This window comes from Caballeronia sp. LZ008 (genome assembly GCF_031451435.1).
Classification (GTDB): domain Bacteria; phylum Pseudomonadota; class Gammaproteobacteria; order Burkholderiales; family Burkholderiaceae; genus Caballeronia; species Caballeronia zhejiangensis.
In genome coordinates this window covers 14,923-34,983 of the sequence record NZ_JARUXK010000001.1, presented here as the reverse complement: position 1 = coordinate 34,983, position 20,061 = coordinate 14,923, and the positions used below count along the sequence as shown (strand labels likewise).

The window sequence follows — 20,061 nt, the reverse complement described above, 5'->3', positions numbered from 1 at the left end:
CGGCAGATGGCGGCATTATTGACGGCGTTATGACGTTTTCCGCTATACTTCCCCGCTAACGAGATTTTCTCGAACATGAACAGTGCGCCGATTTGCTGACTCGATTGCGGGCGCGCGAACCTCAGTGATCTTTCGCGGGGTTCACTATAAATGCGGCTAAAGAGGTCGTCAGCCGCGCTCGATTTCTCAGGCAGCGCATCGCCGACACCGTTTAGCCGCCAGGTCAAAGGCGGAATGAATGGAATCGATCGGCATCGTCACTCCCCAAACAATGCGCTTCACCGAGCCGCTGCGGATGCAGAACGGCTCGTCGCTCGGCGACTACGAACTCGTCGTCGAAACCTATGGCGAACTGAACGCCGCGCGCTCGAACGCCGTGCTCGTGTGCCATGCGCTGAACGCGTCGCATCACGTCGCCGGCATTCACGCCGATAACCCGAAGAACGTCGGCTGGTGGGACAACATGGTCGGCCCCGGCAAGCCGCTCGACACGAACCGCTTCTTCGTCATCGGCGTGAACAATCTCGGCTCGTGTTTCGGCTCGACCGGACCGATGAGCATCGACGGCGCAACCGGAAAACCGTATGGCGCGAGCTTTCCCGTCGTCACCGTCGAGGACTGGGTGAACGCGCAGGCGCGTCTCGCGGACCGCTTCGGTATCGAGCGCTTCGCGGCCGTGATGGGCGGCAGCTTGGGCGGCATGCAGGCGCTCGCGTGGAGCATGATGTATCCGGAGCGGCTCGCGCATTGCATCGTGGTGGCGTCGACGCCGAAGCTGTCCGCACAGAACATCGCGTTCAACGAGACGGCGCGCTCCGCGATCCTCTCGGACCCCGACTTCCACGGCGGCGATTACTACGCGCACGGCGTGAAGCCGCGCCGCGGCTTGCGCGTCGCGCGGATGATCGGCCACATCACGTATCTGTCGGACGACGACATGGCCGTGAAATTCGGCCGCGCGCTGCGCCGTGCCGAAGGCGCGCTCGACGCGTACAACTTCAATTTCGATGTCGAATTCGAAGTGGAGTCGTATCTGCGCTATCAGGCCGACAAGTTCGCCGAATACTTCGATGCGAACACGTATCTGCTCATCACGCGCGCGCTCGATTATTTCGATCCCGCGAAAGCCTTCGACGGCGATCTAACGAAAGCGCTCGCCAATACATCGGCGAAATATCTCATCACCAGCTTTACGACCGACTGGCGTTTCGCGCCGGCGCGCTCGCGCGAGATCGTGAAGGCGCTGCTCGACAACAAGCGCACGGTGAGCTACGCGGAAATCGACGCGCCGCACGGCCACGACGCCTTCCTGCTCGACGACGCGCGCTATCACAATCTGATGCGCGCCTACTACGAACGCATTGCCACGGAGATCGGCGCATGAACCAGCACACTCTCGATTCCCTCGCGCTGCGCTCGGACTTTCGCGCGATCGCCCGCTGGGTCGAACCGCGCTCGACGGTGCTCGATCTCGGCTGCGGCGACGGTTCGCTGCTGTCGCTGCTCGGTGAAGAACTGGAAGTGAAGGGCTACGGCATCGAAATCAACGATGCCGGCGTGCTCGCGTGCGCGCAAAAAGGCGTGAACGTGATCCAGCAGAATCTCGAAGACGGCTTGCGTCTCTTCGAAGACGACAGCTTCGACTTCGCGATCCTCTCGCAGACGCTGCAGACGATCCATCAGACCGCCGCGATCCTGCGCGAAACGGTGCGCGTCGGACGCGAATGCATTGTGTCGTTTCCGAATTTCGGTTACTGGCAGCATCGGCTTTCGGTGATTCAGGGACGCATGCCGGTGTCGAAATCGCTGCCTTATCAATGGCACAACACGCCGAACGTGCGCGTGCTCACGATCAAGGACTTCGAGGCGCTCGCGCCGGAAGTGGGCATCGAGATTCTGGATCGCGTGGTGCTGCACGGCGGGCAGTCGGTCCGTTGGGGCGCGAACTGGCGTGGTAGTCTTGCGGTCTATCGCGTGAAGCGCCGGTAACATCGACCGGCGGGTTCCCGCATCGACAACTGCCCGTTATCTGACATGCCCGATACGCCACACGAGGCGCCCGCTCTAACTGCTCACGAAGATCATCCCGGATGGCGCGCGTTCCTCAACAAGCGCATCCTCATTTGCGTCTTTCTCGGCTTTACGTCCGGATTGCCGCTCTTCACGCTTTATAGCCTGTTGCAGGCGTGGCTCACGACCGCGCACATCAACGTCAAGGAGATCGGTCTCTTCGCGCTGATCGGACTTCCGTACACGTGGAAATTCGTCTGGTCGCCGCTGATGGACCGTTTCATTCCGCGCTTTCCCGGCTGGAGTCCGGGCAGGCGGCGCGGCTGGATGTTCGTCACGCAAGTGCTCGTGATGATCGCGATCGGCTCGTTCGGCTTCTTCTCGCCCGAGCAGAATCTCTGGGCCGTCGCCGCGATCGCCGCGCTCGTCGCGTTCTTCAGCGCGAGTCAGGATATCGTCATCGATGCCTATCGCCGCGAGCTCCTCGCCGACACCGAACAAGGGCTCGGCAACGCGGTGCACGTCAACGCATATAAGGTCGCGGGACTCGTGCCCGGTTCGCTGTCGCTGATTCTCGCGACCGTCCTGCCGTGGAAAAGCGTCTTTCTGATCACGGCCGCGTTCATGCTGCCGGGACTCATCATGACGCTCGTCGTGAAGGAGCCGCAGATTCATGGCGCGCCGCCGAAAAATCTGCGCGAGGCGATCGTCGAGCCCTTTCACGAGTTCGTCACGCGTGACGGCTGGCGCGCGGCGCTGCTCGTGCTCAGTTTCATCTTCCTGTACAAGCTCGGCGATACGATGGCCACCGCGCTCGCGACGAAGTTCTTCATCGACGTCGGATTCTCGCTCGCGCAGATCGGCGTGATCGCGAAAGCGGTCGCGTTCTGGGCGAGCATCGCGGGCGGCTTGCTCGGCGGCATCGCGCTCGTGAAGATCGGCATTGCGCGCGGATTGTGGATCTTCGGCATTCTGCAGATCGTCGCGACGCTCGGCTTCGCATGGCTCGCGAAGATCGGGCCGTCGCCGTTCGCGCTCGGCGTGCTGTACGGCTTCGAAACCTTCGCGACGGGTCTCACGCTCGCGACCTTCACGGCGTATATCGCGAGCACGACCGACCCGCGCTACACCGCGACGCAATTCGCGCTCTTCACGAGCCTCGCGGCCGTGCCGCGCACCTTCGCGGCGGCGGGCAGCGGCTACATCGTGAATGAAACCGGCTGGTTTCCGTACTTCATGATCTGCGTCGCGCTGTCCATTCCGGGCATGTTACTGTTGCCCAAGATCGCGCCCTGGAGAATTCGACGATGACGGTTTCTTTCAAGCTTCGCGCCTTGGTTTGCGCATGGACATGGGCGTCGCTCGCGCCTTCGTCCGCGCATGCCCAGGACGAACAAAAGACGCCGCCGCCGTACTCCGCACCGAACAACCAGATCCGTTTCGGCAATACGGCGCTGTTTCGCAACTTGATTGCGCCCGCGACGCTCGAAGCGCAGGCCGCCGACGAATACGCGCAGGTCATCCACGATGCCGAGCGCAACAAGACGCTGCTCCCCGATACCAACCCGCTCGTCAAACGCGTGCGCGATATCGCGAATCACGAGATTCCGTTCGCGCTCAAGTGGAACGATCGCGCGAAGAGCTGGAAGTGGGAGATCAACGTCATCAAGTCGGCCGACGAGCGCATGGTCTGCCTGCCGGGCGGGAAGATCGTCGTGTACAGCGGGCTGATCGACAAGCTGCATCTGAACGACAACGAGATCGGCATGATGATCGGCCATGAAATCGCGCACGCGTTGCGCGAACATGCGCGCGAGCGGCTCGGGCGGCAGCAGGCGGCGCAGCTCTCGTCGAACGGCATGCCGCAGCTTTTCGGCTTTTCGAATTACGCGTCGCAGCAGCCCGATATCGGCGATGAACTGCTGACGATGCGCTATTCCCCCGCCGACGAAACCGAAGCCGACGTGATCGGCAGCGAGATCGCGTCGCGCGCGGGCTACGATCCGCGCGCGGCCGTCACGTTGTGGAACAAGATCGATTCGGGCACGCGCCGCGCGGACGATGGCTTCATCTGGCTGCATCCGTACGGGCCGGATCGCCGGCAGGATCTGCTCAAACGCATGCCGGACATGATGCCGCTCTATGCGAAGGCGGTCGGCAAGACCATCGATCAGTTGCCGAATTACGCGGGAATGGGGCGGTTCAAGAAGAGCGGGCGCTAGCTCACTTCTTCTTCGCGATCTTCCAGTCGTAATCGATCGTCAGCGGCGCGTGGTCGCTGAACTTGATATCCCGGAAAATCGACGTCTTCTTCGCGGTCGCGGCGACTTCCTTCGTCGCGATCTGATAATCGATACGCCACCCGACGTTCTTCGCATACGCCTGGCCGCGATTGCTCCACCACGTATATTGCTCGGGACGCTGATCGAGCGTGCGGAATACATCGACATAACCGACGTCGTCGAAAAGCTTCGTGAGCCACGCGCGTTCTTCGGGCAAACAACCGGAATTCTTCTGGTTGCTCTTCCAGTTCTTGATGTCGATTTCCTTGTGCACGATATTCACATCGCCGCACAGGATGACTTCGCGCTCCTTCGAAAGCGCGTCCAGATGCGGCATGAACTCGTCCATGAAGCGATACTTCGCCTGCTGACGCTCGTCGCCGCTCGAACCCGACGGCACATACACCGAAACGACCGACAACTTGCCGAAACGCGCTTCGACATAGCGCCCTTCCGGATCGAACTCTTCCGAACCGAAGCCGATGATCACGTCATCCGGTTCGTGGCGCGTGTACAGACCGGCGCCGCTGTAGCCCTTCTTCACCGCGTGCTGGAAATAGCCCTGGAAACCGTGCGGCGCGAGAAATTCCGGCGTCAGATCGTCCTGCGAGCATTTGATTTCCTGAACGCACACGACGTCGGATTTCTGCTCTCCGAACCAGTCGAAGAAACCTTTCTTGGCGGCCGAACGGATGCCGTTGAGATTGGCGGTTATCACGCGAAACATGTTCTTCCTTTTTGATCTTGATTATTCGACCTTCACGCCCTTCAGCGATTCTTTCGCCGGCGGGAATTCGAGCTTCATGTCCTGCATCGTGCGCAACAGCAGCTCTGCGACCATCACGTTGCGATGCGTCTTCGAATTGCCCGGAATGATGTACCAAGGCGCGTAATCCGTCGATGTCGCCGCGAGCGCGTCGGCGTATGCGGCCTGATAGTCGTCCCATTGCTTGCGCGCTTCGAGATCGGAGACGTCGAACTTCCAGTGTTTCGTCGGATCGTCGATGCGCGCCTGCAGTCGCTCGCGCTGCTCGTCCTTCGAAATGTGCAGGAAGCATTTGACGATGGTGGTGCCGCTGTCAGCGAGCAGCGCCTCGAATTCGCGAATATGCCGATAACGCCGTTCGCATTCGTCGGCATCGATCGACTTCAGCACGCGCGGCACGAGCACGTCTTCGTAGTGACTGCGGTTGAAGATCGCGAATTCGCCGGCCATCGGCGCCTGCGCGTGCACGCGCCACAGAAAATCGTGCGCGGCCTCGCGCTCGGACGGCGCGCGAAACGGCACGATGCGCAAGCCGAGCGGATCGACATCGTGAAACACCGCGCGCACCGTGCCGTCCTTGCCGCTCGTGTCCATGCCCTGCAGCACGAGCAGCACGCGCCGGCGGCGCTGCGCGTGCAGTTTCTCCTGAAGATCGTCGAGCTGCACGCCGATCGCCGTGAGACGCTCGCGGTCGATGTCCTTCGTGCCGCTGGAAAACGGCTTCGCGGACGGATCGATCGCGCTCAGGTCGAATGGCTTGCGCTTCTTGCCGGCGTCGAAGAAAGGCACACGGAAGTCGTCGAGTTCGGGTTTTTTTGCCATATTTTTGTGATCACCAAAAAGAAAGGCCGTCGCCTAGCTTAACCGGCAACGGCCCTGTCTTTCACGCACCGAAACAATCAGCCGAGTTTCTTCTTCAAAAGCTCGTTCACCTGCTGCGGATTCGCCTTGCCCTTGGTCGCCTTCATCGCCTGGCCGATCAGCGCGTTGAACGCCTTCTCCTTGCCCGCGCGGAATTCCTCGACCGACTTCTGGTTTGCCGCAAGCACCTCGTCGATGATCGCTTCGAGCGCGCCGGTGTCGGAAATCTGCTTCAAACCCTTCGCGTCGATGATGCGATCCGCGGCGGCCTCGTCGGTCGCCTTCTCTTCCCAGATCGTCTGGAAAATGTCCTTCGCGATCTTGTTGGAGATGGTGCCATCGGCGATGCGCTGAATGATGAGCGCGAGCTGCGCGGCCGATACCGGCGATTCGCTGATATCGAGCGATTCGCGATTCAGTTGCGCGGAGACGTCGCCCATCATCCAGTTCGCGGCGATCTTCGCCTGGGCCGCGCCCGCCTTCTGCACGAGCGCTTCGAAGTAGGACGCCATCGCCTTCGACGATGTCAGCACGCCCGCGTCATACGGCGTCAAACCGTACGTGTCGACGAAACGCTTCTGCATGTCCGCCGGCAGCTCGGGCATCTCGCCCTTCACGCGATCGATCCACGATGCATCGATCACGAGCGGCATCAGATCGGGATCGGGAAAATAGCGGTAATCGTGCGCGTCTTCCTTGCTGCGCATCGAACGCGTTTCGCGCTTGTCCGGGTCATAAAGACGCGTTTCCTGAACCACCGTGCCGCCGTCTTCGATCAGCTCGATCTGACGGCGCACTTCGTACTGGATCGCTTCTTCGAGAAAGCGGAACGAGTTCAAGTTCTTGATCTCGGCGCGCGTGCCGAATTCCTTTTGGCCGACCGGGCGCACCGAGACGTTCGCGTCGCAACGGAACGAGCCTTCCTGCATGTTGCCGTCGCAGATGCCGAGCCACACGACGAGACCGTGCAGTGCCTTCGCATACGCGACCGCTTCCGCGGCGCTGCGCATTTCCGGCTCAGTGACGATTTCGAGCAGCGGCGTGCCCGCGCGGTTCAGGTCGATGCCCGTCATGCCCGCGAAGTCTTCGTGCAGCGACTTGCCTGCGTCCTCTTCGAGGTGCGCGCGCGTCAGGTTGATGGTCTTCTCGTACGCTTCCTTGCCCGCCTTCTCGTTGGCCGGCACCTGAATCGTGATCTGCCCGCCCTGCACGACCGGAATCTCGTACTGGCTGATCTGATAGCCCTTCGGAAGATCCGGATAGAAGTAGTTCTTGCGCGCGAAGATGCTGCGCGGCGCGATGTGCGAACCGATCGCGAGACCGAAGCGGATCGCGCGCTCGACGGCGCCGCGGTTCATCACAGGCAACACGCCGGGCAACGCGAGATCGACGGGACTCGCCTGCGAATTCGGGCTCGCGCCGAACTGCGTGGGCGCGCCGGAAAAAATCTTGGAGACGGTGGAAAGCTGCGCGTGCGTTTCCAGACCGATGACGACTTCCCACTGCATGTTCACACTCCCGATGCCAATGCCGATGCAGGTGCCTTGCGGTGCCAGTCGGTCGCGCGCTGATAAGCGTCGGCGACCTGGAGCATCCGGGCTTCGTTGAAATAGTTGCCGATGATCTGCAGACCGACCGGCCGATTCGCATTCGCGCCCGCGCCGAAACCGCACGGCACGCTCATGCCGGGCAGGCCCGCGAGGCTCACGGAAAGCGTGTAGATATCGGCGAGATACATCTGCACGGGATCGTCGGCCTTCTCGCCGAGATTCCACGCGACCGACGGCGCGACCGGTCCCATGATGACGTCGCACTGCTTGAACGCTTCCTGGAAATCGCGCGCGATGATGCGGCGAATCTTCTGCGCCTGCAGGTAGTACGCGTCGTAATAACCGTGCGACAACACGTACGTGCCGACGAGAATCCGCCGCTTCACTTCCGGCCCGAAGCCTTCCGCGCGCGACTTCTTGTACATGTCGAGCAGATCGCGGTACTCGGCCGCGCGATGCCCGTAGCGCACGCCATCGAAGCGCGACAGATTCGACGATGCCTCCGCCGGCGCGATGATGTAGTACACGGGAATCGAAAGCTCGGTCTTCGGCAGCGACACTTCGACGAGCGTCGCGCCGAGCGCTTCGTATTGCTTCAATGCGGCGTCGATGGACGCGCGCACGTCGTCGGCGAGACCCGCGCCGAAATACTCCTTCGGCATGCCGATGCGCAGGCCCTTCAGCGGCTGGCCGGCATCATCGCTGCCGTTCCACGTCTTGCCGAGATAGCGCGTGTAGTCTTCGTTCTCGCGTTCAAGGCTCGTGGAATCGCGCTCGTCGAAGCCGCCCATCGCGTTCAGGAGCAGCGCGCAGTCGTGCGCCGTTTGCGCCATCGGGCCGCCCTGATCCAGCGACGACGCGAACGCGATCATTCCATAACGCGAAACGCGGCCATACGTCGGTTTGATGCCGGTGATGCCGGTGAACGAAGCGGGCTGGCGGATGGAGCCGCCGGTGTCCGTGCCGGTCGCGGCGGGCGCGAGACGCGCGGCCACGGCAGCAGCCGAACCGCCCGACGAACCGCCCGGCACGGCCTTCATATCCCACGGATTCTTCACCGCGCCGAAGTACGAATTCTCGTTGGACGAGCCCATCGCGAACTCGTCCATGTTGGTCTTGCCGAGCGTGACCATACCGGCGTTCGCGAGGCGATCGACGACGGTCGCATCGAACGGACTCGAATAGTTTTCGAGCATGTGCGAGCCGGCGGTCGATGTCCAGCCGCGCGTGACGAAGACGTCCTTGTGCGCGATCGGCAAGCCGGTGAGCGCGCCCGCGCGGCCTTCGCCGATGAGCGCGTCGGCGGCTTTCGCCTGTTCGAGCGTGAGCGCGGCGTCGACGCCGATGAACGCGTTCAGTTCCTTCGCGCCCTCGATGCGCCGCAGATACGACTGCGCCAGTTCGACCGCGGATACTTCCTTCGAGTCGAGCGCGGCGCGCAGTTCGGTCAAGCTTTTCTGATGCATTGCAGTTTCCTGATGAGCGCGGTCTGAATCACGCGCTGACGCTGAATGTTTGATGCTTATTCGATGACTTTGGGCACGAGATAGAGTCCGTCTTGCACGGCGGGCGCGCAACGCTGGAACTCTTCGCGTTCGACACGCTCTGAGACAGCGTCGTCACGCAGACGCAGCGCGACTTCCTCGATCTGCTCGATCGGGTGCGCGAGCGGTTCGATGCCGGTCGTGTCGACGGCCTGCATCTGCTCGACGAGACCGAAAAAATCGTTGAGCCGCGTGAGCGTGGGCTCGGCTTCGTGGTCGGGCAATTCGAGCCGCGCGAGGTGCGCGATGCGTTTTACGTCGGTCAGGGTCAAAGACATGGATTCACCGGAGAAAGCGTGGACAGCCTCAATCTCGAAAACTTTCGCTGCAGCAGCCAGTTGCGATCTTGAAAGGAGCCCTCGGAAACAGGTCTGGCGATGGCAAAAACTGCCATCCTTTTCCTATAGATACCCACAAATTATAAGGTATCATTACACGTTCGACTCACCTCTGGAACGGCTTGTCGGCGGCTTTCTCCCGCATTTGATGGATTCCGAGAAACGTTTGCGTCCAGCGTTCCGTTCTGCAGTAGATTTCTTCCCGGATTTGCCCTTCCCGGCGAGCGTTCGCCGCCCCGGCAAACCGTTATTTTTTCCGCTGCCGTCCCCGGCGCTCCTCGCGACGAACGGCCACCCAGCGAGACAGGATTTTTGAATGTTCGGTTTTTTGCGCAGCTATTTCTCCAACGACCTGGCGATTGACCTCGGCACCGCCAACACGCTGATCTACATGCGCGGCAAGGGCATCGTCCTCGACGAACCCTCGGTCGTTTCGATTCGCCAGGAAGGCGGCCCCAACGGCAAGAAGACCATTCAGGCGGTCGGCAAGGAAGCCAAGCAGATGCTCGGTAAAGTGCCGGGCAACATCGAGGCCATTCGCCCGATGAAGGACGGCGTGATCGCCGACTTCACCGTCACCGAGCAGATGATCAAGCAGTTCATCAAGACCGCTCACGAATCCCGCATGTTCTCGCCGTCGCCGCGCATCATCATCTGCGTGCCGTGCGGCTCCACTCAAGTCGAGCGCCGCGCGATCAAGGAAGCGGCACACGGCGCGGGCGCCTCGCAGGTCTATCTGATCGAAGAGCCGATGGCCGCGGCAATCGGCGCGGGCCTGCCGGTTTCGGAAGCAACGGGCTCGATGGTCGTCGACATCGGCGGCGGCACGACGGAAGTCGGCGTCATCTCGCTGGGCGGCATCGTGTACAAGGGCTCGGTGCGCGTCGGCGGCGACAAGTTCGACGAGGCCATCGTCAACTACATCCGCCGCAACTACGGCATGCTGATCGGCGAGCAAACAGCCGAAGCCATCAAGAAGGAAATCGGCTCGGCGTTCCCCGGCTCCGAAGTGAAGGAAATGGAAGTCAAGGGCCGCAATCTGTCGGAAGGCATTCCGCGCAGCTTCACCATTTCGAGCAATGAAATTCTCGAAGCGCTGACCGACCCGCTGAACCAGATCGTGTCGTCGGTGAAGATCGCGCTCGAACAGACGCCGCCGGAACTCGGCGCGGACATCGCGGAGCGCGGCATGATGCTGACGGGCGGCGGCGCGCTCCTGCGCGATCTCGACCGCCTGCTCGCGGAAGAAACCGGCCTGCCGGTGCTCGTCGCCGAAGATCCGCTGACTTGCGTGGTGCGTGGCTCGGGCATGGCGCTCGAGCGCATGGACAAGCTCGGCAGCATCTTCTCGTACGAGTGATCTGCTGCTTCGGGCGTCCGGATATCGACGCAACGCCGAAGCACGCTTGCAAGCACCCGCGTAACGCGACGCGCGCACGGCCCGGCCTCTGTCCGGGCCGTTGTCGGAACAGCGTAGGGCAGGTTTCGCCGCCGGCGAAGTGACCTGCAGCATCGATCCATCCGTTCACGCCCTCGGCGCCGACCATGGAATACAGTCCGCCGCCCCTTTTCAAGCAAGGCCCTTCCGCGCTCGCGCGCCTGATCTTCTTCGTGGTGCTCGCCATCGCGCTGCTCATCTCGGACGCTCGCTTCAGCACGCTGGAAATCGTTCGCGGGATGCTCGGCGCCGGGCTGTATCCGTTGCAGCGCGCGGCGCTGGTGCCGCGCGACATCTTCATGGGCGCCGCCGATCTCGCCGTGACCAGCGCGACGCTGCGCAGCGAAAACCGCAAGCTCAGCGACAAGAATCTGGAGCTTTCCGTCAAGGCGGGCGACGCGGCCCAACTCGCCATCGAGAACGCGCATCTGCGCGCGCTGCTGAATCTGCAATCGCGCGCAACGACCGAAGAAACGCCCGCCGAAATTCAATACGACACGCGCGATCCGTTCACGCAGAAAGTCGTGATCGGCAAGGGTTCGCAGCAGAATATCCAGGACGGCGCGCCCGTCGTCACCGAAGACGGCGTGATCGGTCAGGTGACGCGCGTGTTTCCGCTGCAATCCGAAGTCACGCTGCTCACCGATAAAGACCAGGCCGTGCCCGTCCAGATCTCGCGCACCGGCTTGCGCAGCGTGATTTACGGCACGCCGAAGGGCGACACGCTCGATCTTCGCTTCGTGCCGATCAGCGCCGACGTCCAAGCCGGCGACGAACTCGTGACGAGCGGCCTCGACGGCATCTATCCGCCGGGACTGCCGGTCGCGAAGGTGCTGCGCGTCGACAAGCAGGCGGATACGGCGTTCGCGCGCGTCGTCTGCGTGCCGATCGCGGCCGTGCGCGGCGCGCGCCAGTTGCTCGTGCTGCACTACAACTTGAATCAGCCGCCGAATCCGGTCGAAGTCGAAGCAGCCGCGGCCGCCAAGGAAGCGAAGGAAAACAAGGGCAAGAAGAAGCCCGCGCCGAAGGCTGCCGCCGCAGCGGGCGCGAGCGGCGCTTCCGCTCCGGTGCCGGGTTCTGCGCCAGCGGCTGCAACACCGGCAGCGCCCGCGCCCGCGAAGCCGTCGGAGAAGGTGGCCGAGCCGAAAGCTGCATCGGGCGCGGCGGCGAAACCGTCGAAGAAGGCGCATGCGCCGAAACCCGCATCATCGGGAGCCGCGCGATGAACCGCCCGCAATACATCCTGCAGCCGGTCAATCCGTACTTCATCACGTTCAGCCTGGCCGCCGCGTTCCTGCTGAACCTCATGCCGTGGGGACGGCTCATCGGCGTGCCGGATTTCGTCGCGCTCGTGCTGCTGTTCTGGAACGTGCATCAACCGCGCAAGGTCGGCATGGGCATCGCGTTCATGCTCGGCATCCTGATGGACGTGCACAACGCGAATCTCCTTGGCGAACACGCGCTGGCCTACACGCTGCTTTCGTACGGCGCGATCACGATTCATCGCCGCGTGCTGTGGATGACACTGCCCGTGCAGATGTTCGTCGTCGCGCCGCTGCTGGTGGGCGCGCATCTCGTGCCTTTCATCATCCGCCTGATGACGGGCGCCGCGTTCCCCGGCTGGAGCTATCTCATCAACGGATTCGTCGAAGCGCTGCTCTGGCCGATCGCGAGCTTCCTCCTGCTGATGCCGCAACGCCGCGCCGCCGACCCGGACGATACGCGTCCAATCTGAGTCTTGCCGCGCGGCGCCGGGTCGGCGAAAAAACCGCCGCGCGCGAACTACACTTGAATCGCGAGCACACCGCGAAAGCTGCATGACCGAAATCAAGAACACCGAGCAACAGTTGTCGAAGTTCCGCCTGCGCGTCGCGGCGGCGGGACTGTTCGTGTTCATCTGCTTCGGGCTGATCGGGCTGCGCTTCCTCTATCTGCAGGTCTGGCATTTCAGCAAATACTCGTTGCAGGCAAACGAGAACCGCATTTCGGTCGCGCCGATCGTGCCGAATCGCGGCATCATCACCGACCGCAACGGGGTCGTGCTGGCGAAGAACTATTCGGCGTACACGCTCGAAATCACGCGCTCCAAGATCAACGGCACGCTCGACGAAACCATCGACGAGCTGTCGCAAGTCATTCCGATCGACGCGCGCGACCGCCGCCGTTTCAAGAAGCTTCTCGAAGACTCGAAGAATTTCGAAAGCCTGCCGATTCGCACGCGTCTCACCGACGAGGAAGTGGCCAAGTTCACGGCGCAGCGTTTCCGCTTTCCCGGCGTCGAAGTGCGCGCGCGCCTGTTCCGCCAATATCCGCTCGGCACGACCGCAGCGCATGTGATCGGCTATATCGGGCGCATTTCGCAGCGCGATCAGGAGCGCATCGACGACGCGAGCGACGCCAACGACGAAAGCTCGGATCACTACGATCCGCGCCTCGACGCCAACAATTACAAGGGCACGGATTACGTCGGCAAGATCGGCGTCGAGCAGAGCTACGAAACGGAGCTGCACGGCCTGACCGGTTTCGAGGAAGTGGAAGTGACCGCGGGCGGCCGTCCGGTACGCACGATGTCGCGCACGCAGGCGACGCCGGGCAACAATTTGCAGTTGTCGCTGGATATCGGCTTGCAGCAGGTCGCGGAGCAGGCATTCGCGGGCAAGCGCGGCGCGCTCGTCGCGATCGAGCCATCGACCGGCGACGTGCTCGCATTCGTCTCCGCGCCGAGTTTCGATCCGAATTCGTTCGTCGACGGCATCGATCAGCAAACCTGGGACGCGCTCAACAATTCGCCGGATCATCCGCTCTTGAATCGTCCGCTGCACGGCACGTATCCGCCGGGCTCGACTTACAAGCCGTTCATGGCGCTCGCCGCGTTGTCGCTGCACAAGCGCACGCCGGGCTGGGGCTTCCAGGATCCGGGCTACTTCACGTTCGGCGGCCACACGTTCCGCAACGACGTGCGCTCGGGTCAGGGCTGGGTGGACATGAACCGCGCGATCGTCGTGTCGAACGACACGTACTTCTACATGCTCGCGCGCGATCTCGGCGTCAATGCGATGGCCGGCTTCATGAAGCCGTGGGGCTTCGGCCAGATCACCGGCATCGATATCGCGGGCGAGGCGAAGGGCATTCTTCCGTCGACGGAATGGAAGCGCAAGGCGTACCGCAAGCCCGAACAGCAGAAATGGTACGAAGGCGAAACGATCAGCCTCGGCATCGGACAGGGCTACAACTCGTTCACGATCCTGCAACTCGCGCACGCGACGGCGACGCTCGCGAATAACGGCGTCGTGATGAAGCCGCACCTCGTGCGCAACATCGAGAATCCGATCAACAAGGACCTGCGCGCGGTCGTGCGCGATCCGAGCAACAAGATTCCGGTGCAGCAGAAGGACATCGACGTCATCAAGCACGCAATGGAAGGCGTCGTGACGAACGGCACGGCAGCGAAGGTTTTCGCGGGTGCGCCCTATCTCGCGGCGGGCAAGACGGGCACGGCACAGGTTTATTCGCTGCAGGGCGCGAACTATCGGGGCCACGGCGGAACGGCCGAGCATCTGCGGGACCATGCGTTGTTCATCGCGTTCGCGCCGGCGGAGCAGCCGAAGATCGCGATCGCGCTGATCGTCGAAAACGGCGGCTGGGGCGCGGAGTCCGCCGGTCCGATCGCGCGCAAGGTGCTCGACTATTACCTCGTCGACCGTCTCAAGCCGGGCGCGGAAGCGGCGGCGGTCGCAGCGGCGGCTTCGGCCACGACCGAAGCGACCGTGCCGGTCATCGGCGGCACGCAACCGCCCGCCGCCGTCGCGCTGCCCGCGTCAGTCGCGAATTCGTCGCCGGCGTTTTCGCCGCAAGCGGCGTCGAATCCGGATGTCGCGAAGGCGGCGTCGGCGCCTGCGGCATCCGCTCCGAAAGTCTCGAAACCGCGCGCTGCGTCGGCGCCGCCCGCTGCGCCTGCGGCTGCGGTGCCTGCATCGACGCCCGGCCGATCGCCCGCGCCGAAGAAGCGCCCGAGCGAGCCGACGCCCACCATGGTGCGCAGCAACGAAAACGACGGGGTGCGCGTTCTCGCGCCGTCCGGCGGCATCGACGAGTAAAGGAAACCGCCATGCAACTGCACGTCCAATTCGACAAGCGCGAGCTGCTGGACCGCGCCAAGCGCATGTTCGCGGGCTTCGACAAGCCGCTCGCGCTGATCGTGTTCCTGCTGCTCGGCGTCGGAATCGTGACGCTCTATAGCGCCAGCCTCGACATGCCGGGCCGCGTCGAAGACCAGTTGCGCAACATCATGCTGACCTTCGGCCTGATGTGGATACTCGCCAACATTCCGCCGCAAACGCTGATGCGCTTCGCCGTGCCGCTCTATACGGTCGGCGTCGCGTTGCTGATCGCGGTCGCCGCGTTCGGCCTGACGCGCAAGGGCGCGAAGCGCTGGCTCAATGTCGGCGTGGTGATCCAGCCATCGGAAATCATGAAGATCGCGATGCCGCTGATGCTCGCGTGGTACTACCAGAAGCGCGAAAGCAACATTCGCTGGTGGGATTACATCGTCGGCTTTCTCATTCTGATGCTGCCCGTCGGCCTGATCGCGAAGCAGCCGGACCTCGGCACCGCCGTGCTCGTGTTCGCGGCGGGCATGTTCGTCATCTATTTCGCGGGGCTGAGTTTCAAGCTGATCCTGCCGGTGCTGATCGCGGGCGTCATCGCGGTGGCGGGCGTCGCGACCTTCCAGGAAAAGATTTGTCAGCCCGAAGTCGTCTGGCCGATGATGCACGACTACCAGAAGCATCGCATCTGCACGCTGCTCGATCCGACTTCCGATCCGCTCGGCAAAGGCTTCCACACGATCCAGGCGGTGATCGCGATCGGCTCCGGCGGCACGCTCGGCAAGGGCTGGCTGAAGGGCACGCAGGCGCACCTCGAGTTCATCCCCGAGAAACACACCGACTTCATTTTCGCCGTGTTCTCCGAAGAGTTCGGGCTCGCGGGCGGGCTCGTGCTGCTCTTTCTTTATATGGCGCTCATCGCGCGCGGACTGTTCATCGCGGCGAACGGAGCGACCTTCTTCGGGCGATTATTGGCGGGATCGCTCACGCTCGCGTTCTTTACTTACGCGTTCGTCAACATCGGCATGGTGAGCGGGATTCTGCCGGTGGTCGGCGTGCCGCTGCCCTTCATGAGTTACGGCGGAACCGCGCTGACGACGCTCGGCGTCGCGGCCGGGCTCATCATGAGCGTCGCGCGGCAAAAGCGGTTGATGCAGAGTTAGCGGGCTATCTTCCGCCACATGAGCCGCGGCTTCGACCGCGGTTTTTTTTATCGACGCGCGCCGTCACTGCGGCTTTTGCTGCTCGAGTTCGGTGCTGAGCTGCAGATACTTGAGCTTCGCCGCCGGATCGCCCTGCGCGGCCGCTGCCGCGTAATAAGCCCGCGCGACATTCAGATTGCGTTCGACGCCATCGCCGCCGCGCTCGTAGAACGATCCCGCGACGTATTGCGCCGTCATGTCGCCGCCTTCCGCAGCCTTCTTGTACCAGGTGAACGCCTGTGTGTTATCGCGCGCGGTGCCGCGTCCGTCGAGGAACTGGTTGGCGAGCGCGAGTTCGGCCTGTACGTGACCCTGATTCGCCGCGCGCAGGAACCAGCGATGCGCCTCCGCCGGATCTTTCTCGACGAACTGGCCGTCGTCGTACATCTTGCCGTACACGTATTGCGCGTGCGTCATGTTGGCGTCGGCGGCGCGGCGCAGCCATTTCTTGCCTTCGGGCACATCCGCCGGGCCGCCCTCGCCGTTGAGCAGCATCATCGCGTAGTTGAATTCGGCGAGGCGGCTGCCTCTTTGCGCCGCACGCCGAAACTCCGAGCGCGCCGCGACGAAATTGCCCGCGTTGTAATCGGCGACGGCGTTTTGCGTCGCGATGTCGGTCGGCTTCGGCGCGTTGTCGGCGCGGGCCGCACCGGCGAGCGCCAGCGCGATGATCGCAGCGGCGGCGGCTTTCATGATCTCGCCTCCTGCAACGCCTGACGCGTCGCCTTCAACAGCCACATTACATCCGCGCCGATCGCGACGAGCTTGACGCCCGCCTGCGCGTACTGCTTCGCGCTCGCGGCATCGAGTGCGAAGATGCCGCTCGCGATGCCCGCGCGATTCGCCGCGTCGACGATCTTCGTGATCGCCGCCTGCACATCCGGATGCTTGCCGTCGCCGAGATGACCGAGGCTCGCGGCCAGATCCGCCGGCCCGATGAACAGGCAATCGACGCCCGGCGTCGCGGCAATTTCATCGACGGCTTCGAGCGCCGCGACCGATTCGATCTGCACGATCGTCGCAATCTGCGCATTCGCGCTCGCCATGTAATCGCGACGCATACCGTATGCCGCCGCGCGCACCGCGCCCGCCACGCCGCGCAGGCCGTGCAGCGCCGCTTCGGTCGGATATTGTGTCAGCCTCACGATGCGCGCCGCCTCTTCCGCCGATTGCACGTTCGGGAACATCAGCGTGCGCGCGCCGGCGTCGAGCGCGCGCTTGACGAGCCAGCCTTCGTTCGCCGGCACGCGCACGATCGGCTCGCTCGGCAGATGCGCGGCGGCGATCGCGCGCAACTGGGCGACGACGTCGGCGCTATCGTTCGGCGAGTGCTCCATGTCGATGCAGAGCCAGTCGAAGCCCGCGTGCGCGAGCGCTTCGGCGGCATCGGCGCTGCCGAGCGACAGCCACAGGCCGAACAACGTGCCCGGTTCGGAGAAGCGCTGCTTGAGGGGATTGGTGAAGGTGCTCATCGCGCGTCTCCTTCGAGCGGTTGAACGACGGCCACGCGCGGCCACTGGAAAAACGGATGAAGTGACGGCATGCGTGCGCTCCGTGTCTCGCCGCCTCGGAGGATGGGCGACTCATCGGACGATCATACCGTGACAAAAGCACGCGCGCCGGAGGTGCTTCCGGCCGCGCGCACGCCTGAAATCAGCCGCGCGCGACGTCGGCCCAGCAGTTCGGCGTTTCGTACAGACGCACGCGCTTCAGCTTGAGATTGACGCCGTAGTGCGCGTCATAGACTTCCGCGAGAATGTTGAACGCGACGGCCGCGAGGTTCTCGACGGTCGGAATGCGATCGAGCACGACGGTCTTGTGATCCGACAGCGTCTGCAGAAATTCGCGCACCTTGACATCGCCCTCGTAGACGATGAACGCGTGATCCCATTTGTTGACGAGATGCTCCATCGCGAGCGCTTTCACGTCGGCGAAGTCCATCACCATGCCGCGATCGGGCGCGCCTTCCACATCGACGAGATCGCCTTGCAGCGTGATTTCGAGCACGTAGCGATGCCCGTGCAGATTGCGGCACTGGCTGCGGTGATCGGGAATGCGGTGGCCCGCATCGAATTCGAGTTTTCGGGTAATCGTCTGCACGGCGTTCAGGGGATATTCAGGTATTTGTGCGTCTGCATCGACAGGCGCCACTTCGGATGCCGCTTGCACCAGTCGATCGCGAGCCTCGTATTGATGTCGCGCGATGCGTTGTCCATCGGTTGCACGAGAAAGTATTCGAAGTCGAGCTTTTCGTACTCGGCAAGACGCTGGTTGTCCTGCGGCACCACGACTTTCAGCTCGTTGCCTTTCGTCACGACGAGCGGCGCGTCGGCTTTCGGACTCACGCAGATCCAGTCGATGCTCTCGAGCACCGGCAGCGAACCGTTCGTTTCGATGGCCATTTCGAAGCCGGCTTCGTGCAGCGCATCGACGAACGGCTGGTCGATCTGCAGCATCGGCTCGCCGCCCGTGCACACGACGAACTTGTGCGCCTCGCCTTCCGGCCACAGCGATGCGATCTTCGCGACGAGTTCCGCCGGCGTTTTGTACTTGCCACCGTTTTCGCCATCGGTGCCGACGAAATCGGTGTCGCAAAACTGGCAGACGGCGTCCGCGCGATCTTCCTCGCGCCCCGACCACAGATTGCAGCCCGCGAAACGGCAGAACACGGCCGGACGCCCGGCATTGGCGCCTTCGCCCTGCAACGTGTAGAAAATTTCCTTTACCGCGTACGTCATGACTGCTCTGTGAACCTCTAAAAAAATCAGACCGGCGCGGTATCGACCTGCTCGCCCGCGCGATACGCCTCATAACCACGTTTGCGCAGTTTGCATGCCGGGCATTGGCCGCAGCCGAAGCCCCAGTCGTGCAATTCCGCGCGCTCGCCGACATAGCAAGTGTGCGTCTCGACGCGCACCAGTTCGACGAGCGCCTCGCCGCCGAGCGTTTCCGCGAGCCGCCAGGTATCGGCCTTGTCGAGCCACATCAGCGGCGTTTCGAACGCGTAGCGCGTTTCCATGCCGAGATTGAGCGCGACTTGCAGCGCTTTCATCGTGTCGTCGCGGCAATCCGGATAGCCGGAGAAGTCCGTCTCGCACATGCCGCCGACCAGCACCTTCAGCCCGCGCCGATACGCCACTGCTGCAGCAATCGTCATGAACAGCAGATTGCGGCCCGGCACGAACGTGTTGGGCAGGCCGTTCGCGGTCGCCTGAATCTCGATCTCGCGCGTCATCGCGGTATCGCTGATCGCGCCGAGCACGGACAGATCGATCATGTGATCTTCGCCCAGCCGTTCGGCCCACTGCGGAAACTCGCGCACGATCGCGGCGCGAAAGCCTTCGCGGCACTCGAGTTCCACGCGATGGCGCTGTCCGTAATCGAAACCGAGCGTCTCTACCGTCTTGTAACGTTCGAGCGCCCAGGCGAGGCACGTGGCCGAGTCCTGGCCGCCGGAGAACAGCACGAGCGCGCTGTCTTTAGCGTCTATCCGAGTCACCGTGAAAACTCCGTACTCCGTGAATTTGATGGCGTCGCACGCCGCACAGGCAGTCGGAGTGACCGGACTTCGCGACGAGCGGCGCGGGCAAGACGCCCGCGAGTCCAGTATAGGCCGGCGGCCTTCGCCCGGAAGCGCACGCCTTTTATGCCGCCGATAGCGGAATGCGAGACGGATGACCAGCGCCGGACGAATGTTCCGGCGCGTCGCACGAGCAATTCGGAGCGCCGAAAAGAAAAGGACTTGCGGGGTCCGAGGACGAGGCAAGTCCTTAATTCGGCGCGAATTTTAACACGGAGGGCGGTTGTTCGCCGAACTCGGCGCGCTGGCGCGCGGGGAAACGGTAATTCGTGCCATCATCGGAAGAAATAAATCGGCAATTCCGACGAAGTCTCTAAACCCGCCACCGCGCGCGCCGTTATACATGTAACAAAATGGCGCGGCCTCTTACAGTTTCAGGTATTT

19 protein-coding genes are annotated in these 20,061 nt (G+C 63.0%); 9 read left to right on the top strand and 10 right to left on the bottom strand.

The features are described 5' to 3' along the window. Window positions 1–238 precede the first annotated feature (238 nt). From QCE49_RS00160 to QCE49_RS00145, 4 genes are read left to right on the top strand one after another with little or no spacing between them, the layout of a single operon-like run. Entirely contained in the window at window positions 239–1,384 is a 1,146-nt protein-coding gene (locus tag QCE49_RS00160) for a homoserine O-acetyltransferase (protein ID WP_008352005.1), read from the top strand. Then, window positions 1,381–1,989 (top strand): methionine biosynthesis protein MetW, encoded by a 609-nt coding sequence (gene metW / locus QCE49_RS00155; RefSeq protein WP_008352006.1) that lies wholly within the window; start codon window positions 1,381–1,383, stop codon window positions 1,987–1,989. Before QCE49_RS00160 ends, metW begins: the two co-directional genes overlap by 4 nt. A 45-nt stretch (window positions 1,990–2,034) precedes the next feature. Beyond that, the gene (locus tag QCE49_RS00150; protein WP_008352007.1) at window positions 2,035–3,321 is read left to right on the top strand and encodes an AmpG family muropeptide MFS transporter; all 1,287 of its coding nucleotides are present in this window, start codon (window positions 2,035–2,037) and stop codon (window positions 3,319–3,321) included. Further along, window positions 3,318–4,232: a M48 family metallopeptidase gene (locus QCE49_RS00145; RefSeq protein ID WP_250435426.1), complete on the top strand. Its 915-nt coding sequence runs from the start codon at window positions 3,318–3,320 to the stop codon at window positions 4,230–4,232. The genes QCE49_RS00150 and QCE49_RS00145 overlap by 4 nt, the downstream gene beginning before the upstream one ends. Window position 4,233: 1 nt before the next feature. Here the strand turns inward: QCE49_RS00145 and QCE49_RS00140 are convergent, their stop codons facing one another. From QCE49_RS00140 to gatC, 5 genes are all read right to left on the bottom strand, one after another. Next, the gene (locus QCE49_RS00140; protein WP_008352012.1) at window positions 4,234–5,019 is read right to left on the bottom strand and encodes an exodeoxyribonuclease III; all 786 of its coding nucleotides are present in this window, start codon (window positions 5,017–5,019) and stop codon (window positions 4,234–4,236) included. Between the two features lie 21 nt (window positions 5,020–5,040). Beyond that, complete coding sequence (locus QCE49_RS00135; RefSeq protein WP_175979711.1) at window positions 5,041–5,880, bottom strand: PPK2 family polyphosphate kinase; 840 nt, start codon at window positions 5,878–5,880, stop codon at window positions 5,041–5,043. A 77-nt stretch (window positions 5,881–5,957) separates the two neighbouring features. Continuing rightward, window positions 5,958–7,427, bottom strand: coding sequence for an Asp-tRNA(Asn)/Glu-tRNA(Gln) amidotransferase subunit GatB (gatB, locus tag QCE49_RS00130; protein WP_250435423.1), 1,470 nt, complete (start codon window positions 7,425–7,427; stop codon window positions 5,958–5,960). Between the two features lie 2 nt (window positions 7,428–7,429). Further along, window positions 7,430–8,935, bottom strand: a complete 1,506-nt coding sequence (gene gatA, locus QCE49_RS00125) for an Asp-tRNA(Asn)/Glu-tRNA(Gln) amidotransferase subunit GatA (RefSeq protein ID WP_175979709.1) — start codon at window positions 8,933–8,935, stop codon at window positions 7,430–7,432. 56 nt (window positions 8,936–8,991) lie between these two features. Beyond that, window positions 8,992–9,291, bottom strand: coding sequence for an Asp-tRNA(Asn)/Glu-tRNA(Gln) amidotransferase subunit GatC (gene gatC, locus QCE49_RS00120; RefSeq protein ID WP_008352020.1), 300 nt, complete (start codon window positions 9,289–9,291; stop codon window positions 8,992–8,994). Between the two features lie 376 nt (window positions 9,292–9,667). Here gatC and QCE49_RS00115 point away from each other — a divergent pair, with 376 nt between their 5' ends. From QCE49_RS00115 to rodA, 5 genes are all read left to right on the top strand, one after another. Continuing rightward, window positions 9,668–10,711: a rod shape-determining protein gene (locus tag QCE49_RS00115; RefSeq protein WP_004189550.1), complete on the top strand. Its 1,044-nt coding sequence runs from the start codon at window positions 9,668–9,670 to the stop codon at window positions 10,709–10,711. Between the two features lie 185 nt (window positions 10,712–10,896). After that, a complete protein-coding gene (mreC, locus tag QCE49_RS00110) occupies window positions 10,897–12,015 on the top strand; it encodes a rod shape-determining protein MreC (protein WP_250456656.1) in 1,119 nt (372 codons plus the stop codon). Then, window positions 12,012–12,524 (top strand): rod shape-determining protein MreD, encoded by a 513-nt coding sequence (gene mreD, locus QCE49_RS00105; RefSeq protein ID WP_008352165.1) that lies wholly within the window; start codon window positions 12,012–12,014, stop codon window positions 12,522–12,524. Before mreC ends, mreD begins: the two co-directional genes overlap by 4 nt. 82 nt (window positions 12,525–12,606) lie before the next feature. After that, the gene (gene mrdA, locus QCE49_RS00100; RefSeq protein ID WP_008352166.1) at window positions 12,607–14,886 is read left to right on the top strand and encodes a penicillin-binding protein 2; all 2,280 of its coding nucleotides are present in this window, start codon (window positions 12,607–12,609) and stop codon (window positions 14,884–14,886) included. Window positions 14,887–14,897: 11 nt separating this feature from the next. Continuing rightward, a complete protein-coding gene (gene rodA / locus QCE49_RS00095; protein ID WP_008352167.1) occupies window positions 14,898–16,058 on the top strand; it encodes a rod shape-determining protein RodA in 1,161 nt (386 codons plus the stop codon). Window positions 16,059–16,121: 63 nt separating this feature from the next. Here rodA and QCE49_RS00090 read toward each other — a convergent pair whose 3' ends face one another. The 5 genes from QCE49_RS00090 to queC all read right to left on the bottom strand — a co-directional run bounded on the left by QCE49_RS00090 (window position 16,122) and on the right by queC (window position 19,596). Then, window positions 16,122–16,790 carry a tetratricopeptide repeat protein gene (locus QCE49_RS00090; RefSeq protein WP_034470327.1) on the bottom strand — a complete coding sequence of 223 codons (669 nt, stop codon included), beginning with the start codon at window positions 16,788–16,790 and terminating at the stop codon, window positions 16,122–16,124. Then, window positions 16,787–17,569, bottom strand: a complete 783-nt coding sequence (locus QCE49_RS00085) for an HpcH/HpaI aldolase/citrate lyase family protein (RefSeq protein ID WP_175979707.1) — start codon at window positions 17,567–17,569, stop codon at window positions 16,787–16,789. Before QCE49_RS00085 ends, QCE49_RS00090 begins: the two co-directional genes overlap by 4 nt. A gap of 181 nt (window positions 17,570–17,750) precedes the next feature. Continuing rightward, a complete protein-coding gene (gene queD, locus QCE49_RS00080; RefSeq protein ID WP_008352173.1) occupies window positions 17,751–18,197 on the bottom strand; it encodes a 6-carboxytetrahydropterin synthase QueD in 447 nt (148 codons plus the stop codon). A 5-nt stretch (window positions 18,198–18,202) separates the two neighbouring features. Continuing rightward, entirely contained in the window at window positions 18,203–18,835 is a 633-nt protein-coding gene (gene queE / locus QCE49_RS00075) for a 7-carboxy-7-deazaguanine synthase (protein WP_250438799.1), read from the bottom strand. Between the two features lie 26 nt (window positions 18,836–18,861). Beyond that, window positions 18,862–19,596: a 7-cyano-7-deazaguanine synthase QueC gene (gene queC / locus QCE49_RS00070; RefSeq protein WP_250456657.1), complete on the bottom strand. Its 735-nt coding sequence runs from the start codon at window positions 19,594–19,596 to the stop codon at window positions 18,862–18,864. Window positions 19,597–20,061 lie beyond the last annotated feature (465 nt).